The organism is Shewanella youngdeokensis, assembly GCF_033180165.1.
GTDB lineage: Bacteria > Pseudomonadota > Gammaproteobacteria > Enterobacterales > Shewanellaceae > Shewanella > Shewanella youngdeokensis.
Window position 1 is genome coordinate 3,023,053 of sequence record NZ_CP136522.1, and the last position, 13,531, is coordinate 3,036,583.

At 43.0% G+C, this 13,531-nt stretch carries 11 protein-coding genes; 7 read left to right on the top strand and 4 right to left on the bottom strand.

Going from position 1 to position 13,531, the window contains the following annotated elements:
• Positions 1-214 precede the first annotated feature (214 nt).
• The 4 genes from RGE70_RS12860 (at position 215) to RGE70_RS12875 (ending at position 3,870) form a co-directional block, all read left to right on the top strand.
• Positions 215-607 (top strand): H-NS histone family protein, encoded by a 393-nt coding sequence (locus RGE70_RS12860; protein ID WP_310471846.1) that lies wholly within the window; start codon positions 215-217, stop codon positions 605-607.
• A 1,484-nt stretch (positions 608-2,091) separates the two neighbouring features.
• Entirely contained in the window at positions 2,092-2,475 is a 384-nt protein-coding gene (gene rcsF, locus RGE70_RS12865) for an Rcs stress response system protein RcsF (protein WP_310471847.1), read from the top strand.
• A 19-nt stretch (positions 2,476-2,494) separates the two neighbouring features.
• A complete protein-coding gene (gene tsaA, locus RGE70_RS12870) occupies positions 2,495-3,241 on the top strand; it encodes a tRNA (N6-threonylcarbamoyladenosine(37)-N6)-methyltransferase TrmO (protein ID WP_310471848.1) in 747 nt (248 codons plus the stop codon).
• The gene (locus RGE70_RS12875) at positions 3,241-3,870 is read left to right on the top strand and encodes an acyltransferase (RefSeq protein WP_310471849.1); all 630 of its coding nucleotides are present in this window, start codon (positions 3,241-3,243) and stop codon (positions 3,868-3,870) included. The genes tsaA and RGE70_RS12875 overlap by 1 nt, the downstream gene beginning before the upstream one ends.
• Positions 3,871-4,054: 184 nt before the next feature.
• Here RGE70_RS12875 and RGE70_RS12880 read toward each other — a convergent pair whose 3' ends face one another.
• Positions 4,055-4,645: a dihydrofolate reductase family protein gene (locus tag RGE70_RS12880; RefSeq protein ID WP_310471850.1), complete on the bottom strand. Its 591-nt coding sequence runs from the start codon at positions 4,643-4,645 to the stop codon at positions 4,055-4,057.
• A 378-nt stretch (positions 4,646-5,023) separates the two neighbouring features.
• Between RGE70_RS12880 and RGE70_RS12885 the strand changes: the two genes are divergently transcribed.
• Positions 5,024-6,736, top strand: a complete 1,713-nt coding sequence (locus RGE70_RS12885) for a proline--tRNA ligase (RefSeq protein WP_310471851.1) — start codon at positions 5,024-5,026, stop codon at positions 6,734-6,736.
• Between the two features lie 267 nt (positions 6,737-7,003).
• Positions 7,004-8,128 carry a patatin-like phospholipase family protein gene (locus tag RGE70_RS12890; protein ID WP_310471852.1) on the top strand — a complete coding sequence of 375 codons (1,125 nt, stop codon included), beginning with the start codon at positions 7,004-7,006 and terminating at the stop codon, positions 8,126-8,128.
• A gap of 64 nt (positions 8,129-8,192) precedes the next feature.
• Here RGE70_RS12890 and RGE70_RS12895 read toward each other — a convergent pair whose 3' ends face one another.
• A complete protein-coding gene (locus RGE70_RS12895) occupies positions 8,193-8,942 on the bottom strand; it encodes an SGNH/GDSL hydrolase family protein (RefSeq protein WP_310471853.1) in 750 nt (249 codons plus the stop codon).
• Positions 8,943-9,130: 188 nt separating this feature from the next.
• Positions 9,131-11,086: a monovalent cation:proton antiporter family protein gene (locus RGE70_RS12900; protein ID WP_310471854.1), complete on the bottom strand. Its 1,956-nt coding sequence runs from the start codon at positions 11,084-11,086 to the stop codon at positions 9,131-9,133.
• Positions 11,087-11,251: 165 nt separating this feature from the next.
• Here RGE70_RS12900 and dgcS point away from each other — a divergent pair, with 165 nt between their 5' ends.
• A complete protein-coding gene (dgcS, locus tag RGE70_RS12905) occupies positions 11,252-12,172 on the top strand; it encodes a diguanylate cyclase DgcS (RefSeq protein WP_310471855.1) in 921 nt (306 codons plus the stop codon).
• Here the strand turns inward: dgcS and tilS are convergent.
• Complete coding sequence (tilS, locus tag RGE70_RS12910) at positions 12,163-13,530, bottom strand: tRNA lysidine(34) synthetase TilS (protein ID WP_310471856.1); 1,368 nt, start codon at positions 13,528-13,530, stop codon at positions 12,163-12,165. The two genes, dgcS and tilS, sit on opposite strands and share 10 nt — an antisense overlap.
• Position 13,531 lies beyond the last annotated feature (1 nt).

Sequence of the window (13,531 nt, forward strand, 5' to 3'; positions counted from 1 at the left end):
ACACCTGTTCATATTTGTTTATTGGAAAACAGAACAAAGCACTATCATTAGTAACATTTAGCTAATGAAACGTTTTTTTGAGCGATGAAGTTTAATTAAAAAAATTTAATTAATAATTAAATACAAATAATATTTGATCCTTATCGAAATACTTCCTATTATTTAGCTAAGAATATATTGAAACCTTTTCTATTTTAAATGGACATTAACCATCATGAGTGAATTTTTAGATATTTTAACCCACGGTCGTCGTTTTAAAGCTGCAGTAAAAGAGCTATCTCTTGAAGAATTAACTGACCTTTCTGTGAAACTAGAAAAGATCATTGAAGAAAAAGCAGCACAAGCTGAAGCTGAAACAGCAGCACAAGCTGAACGTAATGCTAAAATTGAAGAAATCCGTAAGCAAATGGAAGCAATCGGGTTATCTGTTGACGATATTGGCGGCGCTGGCGTTAAAGCTGCTCCAAAAAAACGCGCTCCTCGTCCACCTAAATACCAAATTGAAGTTGCTGGCGAAATGATTCAGTGGACAGGTCAAGGTCGTATGCCAACAGTATTTAAAAATGAGTTAGAAAATGGTCGCACTATGGAAGACTTCCTTATTTAGTCTCTAGCCGACATCAACCAAAACCCAGCATTTGCTGGGTTTTTTTAATTCAAATAAAGAGTATTACTTCAGTCCCTTCATACTAACCAAGAGAATTATGTTTAACTTGTAAAATAGCGTTTTATTTAATGATAACGAGTATTTGAATTGGCAAAAAGCACACCAGTAAAACCTTCAAAATCAACATATTAAAAGTGCTTGCAGTTCAAGTGCTGAACAATTTATATTTGCTATCAAATCTACTCTTATGGAGTAGCAGCCAAATATAGGCTAGTAAAGTAATACCTTTTATAACACCAAATAACAGCATACTGAATGTGTCGCTGTGCATATTTCAATATACTGTGGTTTATCATATTGCAAAGTCTATATTTAGGTATTTATGAATATTCAATCGCGCCAGATAGACAAGATCCGTTAATAACCATACCTCAAAAAGCTTAGTAACAATAAATTAACACAACTCAAATACCTTGAGCACTTATTACCGTTATAGGGCACCAAACTTTACATACAAGCTTACTTGTTCTCACCTTGAAATTCCAATATAGAATCCAATTACCAATCCCCCCTGATGGTTACGCTTAGGTTAAACACTTTATAGCCGTTAATGTTACACGCTCCCTTTATCTGCGCGTCATAATATACATGCTTACCGGCTCAATAAGGGTTATGCATTGCACAATGTAATATGACCAAAGGTATGTATCGGTTTATTGTTAACATCAACTAGGTAAGGATAAATGCCACATCGGTTTTGTTTACTAAGTTATCTGTTTAGCTACGAAGCGAGAAACGCCCAATGCAAAAGACTGACCTGGTAACTTGTTTCAAGGCTGTTAATGCCAAACTTGATACGCACAATTTAATATTATGTCTCTGGTGAAAAATAATGTGTTAACAATATCGAATAAGCCTCAACACCACGCTTGAAAACGTAATCACTTGCTAGCTAGCATTTGTAAAATTGAAGTTAATCCATGAACTATTTAAAAATTTTATAGTCAGTTATAAGTTTGACTTATATTATTACCAGTAATGGATAAGCAGATACTTTTGATAAGCGTTAACTCAAAAGCATAAGCAAACAATGTGCAGGCTCAATACATGCAGCTTATATAATGATAGCGCCGCGTAAAGGGCAAAGAAAACAGCCGACACTGGCAACTCACAACAACATCGCACAACATCGCAGCTAGAGGTAAGCAGCACATTCCATCACTAACAATATGTCCAAAAAAATGTAGCTTATAGAACTGCGCCACTTAACAATGTAATGACAATAATTATGTGTTTTTGCACGAAATAAACACCGACAACTGCTTTAACAACGGCGGCTAACGGGCTAAACTTTAAGGCAAATAAGTAACAGCACTACCCCAAGATAAAAAACGCTCTTAAATCGTATTTTTAGTCACATTAATGATTTGCTATATCAATGCCGCGACAGGTAATTGAAACTAACTTAACAGGCACTCATCACCATGAAATACCTACTTCCAGGCTCCCTCATTATTTTACTTAGTGCTTGCGCGGGAGATTTCACTTTTAAAAGTAATCTCGATAGCGATGCTATAAATGACTACTTTAAAGCCTCTGACGTTACCGTTTATGAAGGCAACGTCCAGCCAACAGGCTCTTATGAAATAAAGGGGCTAGTTGAAGGCGAATCCTGCCAGATAGCCACCAGCGATGTTCCAGCGTCAATAGCTGAAGCTCGCACACTTGCTCGCCGTGCAGCGGCCGATAAACAAGCCAATGGTATCGTGGTCAAAAGTTGTTTGATCATTGACGAGCCTACTACAAACTGCATCTCTCGTGCTATTTGTGTTGGCCAAGCCATTGTTAGCACCAATCAACTTCCATAGTCGTCACCAAGAGTAATTAATGTCTTTTACTAATCAGATCCAAGCTGTTGCGTATTGCCGCACACCTTATAAACAGAAATTTGGTATTCCGCGCCAGCCCGGTTTAGTCACCGCTGCACGGGGATTTGTTGAGCTTGCCGCTCCTTTTAATCATATTGATGCCGTGCGTGGATTAGAGCAATACTCTCACCTTTGGTTATTATTCTGCTTTCATGAAAACTTGGCGCAAGGCTGGAAAACAACCGTTCGCCCACCTCGACTTGGCGGTAATGAAAAGCTTGGCGTATTTGCCACTCGCTCAACCTTTAGGCCCAACGGCATTGGACAGTCAGTCGTAAAATTGCATGCGGTACATACTCATAACGGCAAGGTTAGCCTTGAAATTTCTGGGATGGATCTGCTCGATGGCACCCCCATTGTTGACATTAAACCCTATATTCCTTTTTCAGATGCCGTTGTTGATGCTGCAGGAGGGATCGCCCAGGATGCACCAATTCTTGCAAAGGTAACGTTTAATAAGCAGGCGCAACAACAACTGCAACAGTATCAGTCCAAGCCTCAATATCCAGCTTTAGCTGAACTCATCGAAGGTGTACTAGCCCAAGACCCCCGCCCAGCTTATAAAAAAGCGAAAGCTGACCCTAAAGTATACCAAGTTGCACTGTATGACTTAGATATACTTTGGCTTGCCCTGCCTGAAGGGATTGAAGTCATTGAGTTAAGACCCTCTCAAGTCGGTAAAGGTAATGCCGAGGTCACGTTATAATGCCCACCCCAACCAGCAAGCCTGATTACCAAGCGCAGCACAAACAACGTTTGTCATATATGCCATGGCTGTATTTTTCGTTAAAGGAAAAACACCTTGCCTGGGCTAAACCTTGGCAAAATGAAATACAGGCTCACTTTAGCGCGGTTGAAACCATCAAAATTGGTGATAATTGCTTTGTTGCCCCTGAAGCCAATTTATTTGCTGAACCTGGACGCGATATCCACATGGGTAACCAATGCATGATCGCAGCAGACAGTTTTCTACACGGTCCTATCACTATGGGGAATGAAGTGGCAATAAACCATGGCTGCTCTATCGATGGAGGTCGTCATGGCATAACCATTGGTGATCAAACCCGCATTGCCAACAATGTCACCATTTATGCGTTTAATCATGGTATGGCGCCTAATTCTCCTATCTACCAGCAACCCTCAAAATCTAAAGGTATTGTGATTGGTGTTGATGTGTGGATTGGGGCGCAAGCGGGGATCGTCGATGGCGTAACGATTGGAAATCACGCCGTTGTCGGTATGGGGGCGGTTGTGACTAAAGATGTTGCCGAGTACGCTATTGTCGCAGGTAACCCTGCGAAGGTGATCGGTGATAGACGCGATAAAACAAGCTAATAATACCAACGGTTATCACCCATTGTTAACGTGCTTAATGGCTGTTGCCAAAGAAGTGCATGCAACGGGCTTTGGAGTCACACTCTAAGCCCGCTTGCCTATTTTTGACATTATAGGTAGGCGCGACATGCAATATCATCATACTAAGTGAGTTAATGCTTTTAACAGTCAGTCCAGCTGTTGCTTAAAGGTAAGTCACATCATATTTAACTTGCACAAAATCATTTTTATAAGCCTTTGTCTCGGCATTAATCAGTTTGACATGACCTTGTATTTTACCAAACAGAGCAATACCGTCGCCTAATAATATTGGCGCCTTGGTTATGACCATTTCATTAATCAATTTAAGGTTTATAAAAGAGGTTATTGTAGCGCCACCATCAATATACGCATGCTTTAAGCCTCGTTTCGCAAGAATATGCAATAAGTCTTCAATGCCTCCAGCATACATTTCCACTTTGCCTTGCATATTCTCCGGTGGTTGCTTAAGTGTGTTACTCAGCACGATAATTGGCATATTCCCGTATACCCACTGCTCAGGGCTGAGATCCATTGCAGAAATGGTTTCCATACACTTGCGCCCCATTATCATGCAATCAACCGAGTTGATATACGCATAAAAGCCCATATCTTCACTGCCCATGTCAGCATCGAGGTTGCCGCAGGTGTGTAACCAGTCGACCTCACCGTCGACGGTGGCAATATAGCCATCTAAACTCGTGGCGATATAGACAGAGCATTTAAGGATATTGCCATGCTGGCCTGTAGTATTCATTTGGACTTCCTAGATATTGTCATCAGGTAAACTCAAAGGGCGAGTCTTTCTATTGAATCAAGGATATATCAAAATAACCTATCAATACCTAATAATTGCGGCCCTACATCAAGTTGATGAGTTATCAGGCGATAACTCACTATAGTGCGTCCAGCAAGCGACTTGGCCAACATTGATAATAAACCAGCGTGAATACAGCGACTCTAAAACCATAGGTGGGCTTAGACTACGCTGCTATTTATCAAACAAGTTTAACTACTTATTCTACGACGTTTAGTTCAAATACAAAAAAATAGGTGAATGTCTAAATAGGTAGGTGACATCAGACCTACAAGTGATAAAATGTCGCCCATTCACCTCAATTTTGGACACACGGTAATGCGCGTAAGCAAATACCTGCTATCAACTCAAAAAGAAACACCGGCTAATGCAGAAGTCGTTAGTCACCAGTTAATGTTACGTGCGGGCATGGTTCGTCGTAATGCATCAGGCTTATACAGCTGGTTGCCTACAGGTTTACGTGTACTGCGTAAAATTGAAGCTATCGTTCGCGAAGAAATGAACAAGGCTGGCTCTGTTGAGATCCTTATGCCTATGGTTCAAACCGCAGACCTTTGGGCTGAATCAGGCCGTTTAGACAAATTTGGCCCAGAACTACTACGCTTTCAAGACCGTCACAACCGCGACTTCGTATTAGGCCCAACTCACGAAGAAGTGATTACGGATATCATTCGTAAAGAGGTTAACTCTTACAAACAGTTACCACTAAACTTATTCCAAATTCAAACTAAATTCCGTGATGAAGTTCGCCCTCGTTTTGGGGTTATGCGTTCACGTGAATTTTTGATGAAAGATGCTTACTCTTTCCATTTAGATCAAGAAACAATGGATGAAACCTATGAGACGATGTTCCAAGCTTATTGCAACATTCTAACGCGTTTAGGTTTAGCATTCCGTCCAGTTATGGCTGACACGGGCTCAATCGGTGGCAGCTTGTCACATGAGTTCCACGTACTTGCCAACAGTGGTGAAGATTTAATTGCCTATTCAACTGAAAGTGATTACGCCGCCAACATTGAAAAATGTGAAGCGCCACTGCCGACAGAAACACGTCAAGCAGCAACCAGCGAAATGACACTTGTTGACACGCCAAATGCTCACTCCATTGCAGAGCTTGTTGAGCAACACGACATTGCGATAGACAAAACCGTTAAAACACTTATCGTTAAAGGTGCAACTGAAGAAGCACCACTCGTTGCAATTGTGATCCGTGGCGATCACGACCTTAACGAAGTGAAAGCAGAAAAACTGGATGCTGTACTTGCACCGTTTGAGTTTGCAGAAGAAGCAGACATTCGTAAAGCTATTGGCGCAGGACCTGGTTCTATCGGCCCAGTCGGTCTTGATATTCCGGTATTTATTGACCATAGCGTTGCAGTCATGAGTGATTTTGGCGCTGGTGCTAACCAAGATAACAAACATTACTTTGGGATCAACTGGGAACGTGACCTACCTGAGGCGCCAGCATTTGACCTACGTAATATTATTGAAGGTGAGCCAAGCCCTTGTGGTAAAGGTACCATTGCCTTGCTTCGTGGTATCGAAGTGGGTCACATCTTCCAGCTTGGCAGTAACTATTCAGAAGCGATGCACGCTAACGTACTCGACCAAAATGGTAAGTCAAAGACACTACTTATGGGTTGCTACGGTGTAGGTGTTAGTCGCATGGTTGCGGCAGCGATTGAGCAAAACCACGATGACCGCGGCATTATGTGGCCAGAAGCCATTGCACCGTTCAAAGTTGGTATTTTGCCAATGAACATGCACAAATCTCACCGTGTTAAAGATAGCGCAGAAAAGCTATACAAAGACTTAACTGATGCGGGCATGGAAGTCTTATTTGATGACCGTAAAGAACGTGCTGGTGTTATGTTTGCAGATATGGAACTGATTGGCTTGCCAAACGTTGTTGTCATTGGCGACCGTAACATTGATAACGGCGTGTTTGAATATAAGAACCGTCGTACTGGCGAAAAGCAAGAAGTGCCATTTGACCAAATTGTTGACTTTTTAAAAGCACAGCAAGCTTAATAAACTTAAGCAATTTAATTGAAAACGCCGATGATTAATATCGGCGTTTTTGTTTACGTTTTTAACCCATCAGCCAGCTGGCTCTTAACCCGCTCGCATAAAGCAGCAAAGCCACCTTCAATCTAACCATCATAAAACATCTGTGGCGGTTAAATTAAACTCACTTTTTACTCCGTATAAACTTGAACATAGTAACACTGTCACTTATTCTAAATTGAGGATACCGTTGAAAATGAGTCTACTTTTCAATTGATAAGGAGTGCCAATTTGCCAAGTAAAATAGCATTAGTATTGGGCGGAGGTGGCGCAAGAGCGGCATATCAAATTGGGGTTCTCAAAGCCATAGTTCAGTTTTATCCACGAAATCATGGCGTACCATTTAAGATTATTTGCGGAACCTCTGCAGGTGCTATTAATGCAACATCGTTAGCCACACATGCCACATGCTTTCACCTTGGAGTACGAAAACTCGAGTGGGTTTGGCGAAACATTCAAGCACAAAAAGTCTATCAAGCTTCAATTGGTGGTGTATTAAGCCACTTAGGTAAAATGGCCCTCAAAAGAGTGCAAAGCGATGGAGCATCAAATAACGCTGGCAGCCTATTTAACAGTGACCCATTAAGACAACTGCTTAACTCACTTATCAGTTTTGACCGCATAGGGCGTAACATTAGTAATGGCTCGCTTGACGCTGTGAGCCTTGATGCATCGAGCTACAACAGTTCTCGTTCGGTTAGCTTTTTCCAAGGTAATCCCTTAATTGAAAACTGGTATCGCTCCAGGCGATGCGGCCAACGAACACGTTTAAATACCGATCACCTGCTAGCCAGCTCCGCAATACCAATGGTGTTTCCATCAATAAGCTTAAATCGCGAATATTATGGCGATGGCTCAGTGCACCAACTCGCCCCGCTCAGTAGCCCTATTCATCTTGGGGCCGATAAAATCATGGTCATCAACTTAGACAGCCCGCATAAAGCTCAACCTAAAGAGCTGGATCATCACCCTAAGACCGCAACCATTGCCGGACATTTACTTGATACGATATTTTCAGATACTCTAAACAGCGACCTAGAACGACTTGAGCGGATCAACAGCACTTTAGCGTTGATCCCGGAAGAAAGCCGCCAAGGTTTGCCTTTAAAGCATATCGACACCCTAGTCATTAAGCCTAGCGAAGATCTCAGTGCAATCGCTTCTCGTTATTTTGAAGACATGCCTCTAGCAATCAAAGTAATGATGCGCTTTTTAGGGATAAATCAACATTCAGAGTCGAGTATTGGTTCATATCTATTATTCGAGCGTGGCTACTGTAGTGCCTTAATTGAGTTGGGGTATGAAGATGCTATGTGCCAAATAGATGAAATAAAGCAATTTTTTAATTTGGAGTAAATGACAACATCACCAAAACAATCGCAGCGGCACTGCTATTTACAGCTAGTAGCAGTTACCACTGCTAAGCCATTGCTCGGTGCTTAATAATGGTTTCAACCACATTTAGCCCCCAAAGTTTATATGTGTCTGCACCGGGGTGAAAACCGTCCGCCGCCATCACTTCAGCTTCGGGTTCTGCAGCTAGATCTATACTCTCGGCTTGCATGGAGTTGGTGTCAAATTCGAGTAATGTGCATAGTTGCGATTCAACTAATTGGCTCAAATGCCGATTAAATTCATTACAGCGCTGACCTAAAACCCAACGTAAAGGCTGGGGTAAGGCAGGAAATTGCCCCATCGGCGGCACAGGCGTTAAAATAAGCTGCCGACAGTTAACCTCTGTGTTAAGAAATGCAATCAAGTCCCTTTGTTGTTTAACCCACTGCCCGGCTGAAATAGGGCTAAGTACATCGTTAACCCCGAGCGATACGAGAACAACATCAAAATGCAGGGGCTGCTGTGCATGCTTTTTATTAAGCATTTGTAAGGTTTGTTGAGTATTGGAACCTGATTTCGCCAGTAATTGCCAAGACACACTAAAATATTTCGCTAGGCCTGCGCTCACCGTTCCACTTAACGCCTGCTTTTGTTCATCAACCCCCACACCCGCTGCGGCAGAATCCCCCAGCACCAACAAAGAAACCGCCGGCCCTTGCCCTAACTTGCCGCAGCGCTTACCGGCAGCCTCCGGTAATTTAGGGGTGTTCTTTTTAACCAACCTAGCTTGTATAAACATCAATGGAAATAGCAAAATACAGACAACGTAGTGCAAAATAACTTCCTTATTCGTTAAGCAACCATTACATTTTTTGACCTCGAGCTATCGTTAGCACCGCTTGTATGCGACTAATCGACCAGATAAAACGCTCTCGAGCCAGAGTGTTAAACCTATCACATAACTAACGGCATTACATAGGCAACAAGCTAACACCATAGGTTCGATGCAATATGAAGGCAGCGTTAACCTTGTAGTAAGTACACTTCAGCTTTCTCTATGCGCCTTGGCTTGCCAAGCAAAATAAGAATATCACCGGCTTTGATCTGCCAGTCTAACTCCGGTGTTTCAACTTCTGCACCGGCTCGCCGAACGGCTCGCAACTCAACTTCTAGCTTTTTCCATGGGATCTCTGCTAACGTTTTACCCACCGCATCGGCACCTTGCGGCAATGCAACGGCATGCAATAACTCCAGCGTAAAATCAGTTTCTTCGCCTGAAAAGAAACCATGTAAATATTGATAATGATTCCGGCGCTCTGACTCTAAACGTTTTAAAATTCTGGCTAGTGGCACGCCACATTGGTACAAAACCTGCGACACTAGCATTAAACTGCCCTCTAACGTTTCAGGAACAACCTGACTTGCCCCTGCTAGCTCTAACTCTTCCATGCCTGAATCATCGCGAGTGCGTACCAAAATGTTGGTATCCGGAGCCAGTTGGCGACAAAGCGGTAATACTTCTTCCAAAATTCGTTCGCCACTAAAAGTTATCACGATAAGCTTTGCTCGCCTGATTTGTGCTTGTTTAAGAATACTGCGCTTAGACACGTCACCAAAATACACGGGTTCGCCTGCCGTTCTGGCCTCAGACACACGTTTTGGGTCAAGATCTAACACCAAGTAAGGGATCGCCTCGGTTTTCATAAATCGCGCAATGGTCTGGCCAACTCGCCCGTAGCCTAAAATCAGCACTAGTTCATCTATTCTGTCGGTGTTAACAACAATGGGTTCACCTGGATCTGTCATCCCCTTAGGCTTGAGCCCTTGGAGTATTCTGGCTATATCTAGACTATGGCGTACCAACCATGGAGCCAGCGCCATTGATAACACCGCAACCATAACCAATACAGTACTAATTTTGTCGTCAAGCAATTGATAATTAACTGCTAAAGCTAACACCACAAAGCTAAACTCACCGACCTGGGCTAAACTTAACGCGGTTGAAACCGACACTCTAAAAGACTCCTTAGCCAATTTCAGTATTGAAAACACGACTAAAGTTTTGCCAAGAATAACGGCTATCAGCAGCAAAATAATCTGCCACCAAAATTGAGCAACTAACTGGAAATCAAGCAACATCCCGATAGAGATAAAAAACAGTCCCATTAGTAAATCTCTAAACGGTCGTATGTCGGCCTCTAATTGACGTCGGTACTGGCTCTCACCCAACAACATACCGGCCATAAACGCACCAAGTGCCATCGATAAACCTAACCATTGGGTCATTGCGCCAGTCGCCAGTGCAACCACTAAGGTAGACAACACAAATAATTCATTTGAACGAGAACGGGCAACTTCATCAAACAGTCTTGGCAATGCCCATTTACCAAATGCCATTAATGCAACAAAGGCTAAAACCCCTTTCAATAATGCGTACGCGACATCACTCAATATAATGGGTTCGCCGCCACTAGCCAGCAGCGGTAATAAAATAAGTAACGGCACCACGGCAATATCTTGAAATAACAATACGCTAACCGACAACTCACCGTGGCGGCGACGTAACCAGCCCTGCTCATTGAGCAATTTCAGCACGATAGCCGTTGATGACAGTGCGACTGCAGAGCCAATCACGACCGACTCTGTCATGCTTAAGTCACACAGTAATGCAACGCCGATGCTAAGCGCTGCAGTGACTAGCACCTGAGCTGAACCAAGCCCAAATACGGTTCTGCGCATAGCCCATAATCGCGGCAATGAAAACTCAAGCCCTAAGCTGAACATCAATAACACCACGCCCAGTTCCGCAACCGACTGCATTTGATGCTGGGTAAACCAATGCATACCACTTGGGCCACTGATTACCCCAGTGGCTAAATATGCCAAAATAGCGGGAAGCCCGGCTCGCCTTAATATGGCAATAAATACAATGGCAACCACAAGCATAAGCAGTATTTGAATCAAAACGCTATGTTCCATGCGTACAATTTACTCCTAGTCAAAATCCTGTCACTTGAAAAGCAACTTCAGTCTTAAAATAGCGTAACCAAATGATAAATATACTAATTAATATTAATATACATAAAGGCACATTTTTTGCTTGTAAATGGCAGATGATGCAGTCAATTATTTTGGAGTATATAAATGGAATTTGGTCTAGCAACCGAGTCTTTTCCTAACGAATATCCTATAGAAACGGGTCTAAGTTCAGCCTACCCGTTAGATCTTGATTTCGTCAATATAATTCAAAATCTGCATCAACATTTAGACCCACGGACAGTGTTTGCCTGCTTCGGCAAAATTATGGGCCAACACTTGCCGCTTCACGGCGTGCAACTGAAATACAAACAATATCATTTTCATTGGGGTCGCCAAGGCGGCTACGCTATTGAACAGCTGCTCACGTTGGCCGACACCAGTGTTCAAGTTAACTATAACCTAAAAGCACCATTGATGCCGTCACAAGCTCAGCGCTTGCATCAGCTGCAAGGCTTGGTTTTACAACCATTATTTAATGCCATTCAATTTCAAGAAATGTCTAAACAGGCCATGTTTGATGCGCTAACCAACCTAGGTAATCGGCACTATTACCTTGCACAAATTAAAAAGGAAATTGCCCGTGCTCAACGCAATCATGGCACTTTTTCTTTGGTGACATTGGATCTCGATAATTTCAAACAACTCAATGACCGTTTTGGCCATCAGCTCGGTGATGATACATTATCGGCATTTGCAAAAATGCTGACCGAAGTGATAAGAAATACCGATCAAGCGTTTAGAATTGGTGGTGATGAATTTACATTACTTGTTCAAGGGGATGCGCGTTCTGCTGCACGACTTTGCCAGCGGATTTTAAGCGCGATAGAAGACCATAGTCACTTAAACGACTACCATGTTAAAACTAGCTTGGGGATTGCCCAGTGGCATAGTGATGATACTGAGCAAAGTTTATATCAAAAATCGGATAGTGCGCTGTATAAAGCAAAAGCGTCTGGAAGAGGTTGTTTTAGTATTTATCAGGCTAAAGCTTCACCAATAAACTTTAACCTGAACGGTCAACAATAAGGCTTAACCGTAGGAAAAATAAGCCCTACTTTGCCTTCTTGGCAGGTAAACGCTTTTTCGTTCCAATAGCCAATAGCGCAAACCAACTTGCCGTTATAGCATAATAATGGTACCCGACCTCTTACCCACGGTGGCACTTCATACTCTTGCCATAGTTTTTTCAACTCTCGGCCCTTACTGCGATTTTGCGGCTGGCAACGGGTGCTCCCAGGCAAGGCAAATTCAATCGTCACTTTTTCACCATCCAGTGGTAAACGCACGCCATTATTAGCTAATGTCGCTTTAAGTAACTGTTTATCACCATAGGTTATGCCTGGATCATACAAGTGGTCTATTGATGATATGGCGATTGCCACCGGCTTTACTGTTGGTGTTGTCGGTAAAAAATAGCCTGCCCCCTTAAAACGTTTGATCACCACATCAGACAGCTTTATCTCGATATTAGCATCAGCTTTTGCTTCCATTAACTGACTAATAATCTGTTCTGATTGTACTTTTGACGGCGGAGAAATTCCTAACTCATCCATGTGACCGCGCAGTAATAGTAATTGCCACGCTTTAGAGTAACCACTTAAGGCAACGAGATTAATCGTGTTGTCGCCAGCTAGTTGCTGTTGAACTAGGGGCAAGCGTACAGCGATCTCTTCGTCGACGACGCTTTGCTGCATCGCACATAATTCAGCACTGCGACTGGCTGTGGCAGCGATAGCGCCCCAGCGTTGTTTCAACTGAGGGATGATAGATTGGCGTAAAAAATTGCGATCATATTTTTCGTCAAAGTTACTTTCATCTTCAATATGACAAATCGCATGGGCTTTAGCATAAGCTTCTACATCGTGCTTACTAAAATCGAGCAAAGGGCGAATAAGCCATTTATCACTATCAAAGCGCTGCACCCTGCCCATCGATGCTAACCCTTTGGGCCCAAGCCCTCGCTTAAGCGCTAATAAAACGGTTTCAAGTTGATCATCTTGATGATGCGCTGTCATTAAAATATCAGCCGGTTGCATCTGTGCCAGTAATGCCTCATACCGCACTGAACGTGCTTGCGCTTCAACACTGGTTCTTGGCGCAAGTTTAACGCTGACCTTTGCGACGGTGCAGGGTAGCTGATACAAAGCGGACTGCGTTTGACAATGCTCGGCCCAGCTATCGGCATTCGCACTTAAGCCATGGTGAACATGCACTAGCTGATAGCAAAATTGAGGGTGTGACTTGGCAAAGCCCGCTAAACCATAGGCCAAGATCTCGGAATCTACGCCACCGCTATAGGCCAACACAATTTTACGTTCGGCTATTGGCGACGAGCTCTGCGGCAAACTTTCAATGCATTGTTTTATTAGCGCAATAATATCCATT